Source organism: Moraxella sp. (assembly GCF_024227015.1).
Taxonomy (GTDB): Bacteria; Pseudomonadota; Gammaproteobacteria; order Pseudomonadales; family Moraxellaceae; genus Moraxella.
The window spans coordinates 1-614 of record NZ_JAAELD010000140.1 but is presented as its reverse complement, the minus strand read 5'-3'; the positions used below and the strand labels follow the sequence as shown (position 1 = coordinate 614).

Sequence of the window (614 nt, the reverse complement as noted above, 5' to 3'; positions counted from 1 at the left end):
CTAGGAACTCGGCGGCAATGGCAGATTCTATGCCGCTTTGATTAAGCACCGCTCGCAGTTCGCTGGCGGTTTCGCCACTTTGTGAGCTGTGAGCCTCGTCCACGATGACCGCAAAGCGCTTACCTGTGGTATCAAGCTCAATCGTCACCCCTTGCTTGGCACGGGTGGCGATACTGTTCATGACATAGGGGAATTTTTGAATGGTGGTGATGATGATTGGCACATTGCCTGCTAGAGCACGAGTGAGCTGGTGCGTGTCTTCATCAATCTTTTGTACCACGCCATCGGTCTGCCCAAATTGTGCCACGGTATCTTGTAGCTGTCTGTCTAGCACCACACGGTCAGTAATGACAATCACCGAATGAAAAATCTTATCATCATCGGCATTGTGTAGTGATGACAGCTGATGAGCCAGCCACGCAATGGTGTTGGACTTGCCAGAGCCTGCCGAATGCTGAATCAGATAATTTTTACCTGCCCCATACTCCTTACTATGAGCAACCAGCTGACGCACCGCATCTAGCTGATGATAACGGGGAAAAATCATCGCTTCATGGGTCACATAACGAAACCCTGCTTCGGTGCGGATTTTCTTTTCTTCTTTTTGTAAATGT

1 protein-coding gene is annotated in these 614 nt (G+C 49.3%); it reads right to left on the bottom strand.

Translation table 11 applies throughout. The features are described 5' to 3' along the window. Positions 1–614: DEAD/DEAH box helicase family protein (locus GY683_RS03140; protein ID WP_297287361.1), on the bottom strand; the 614-nt coding region annotated here is incomplete at both ends.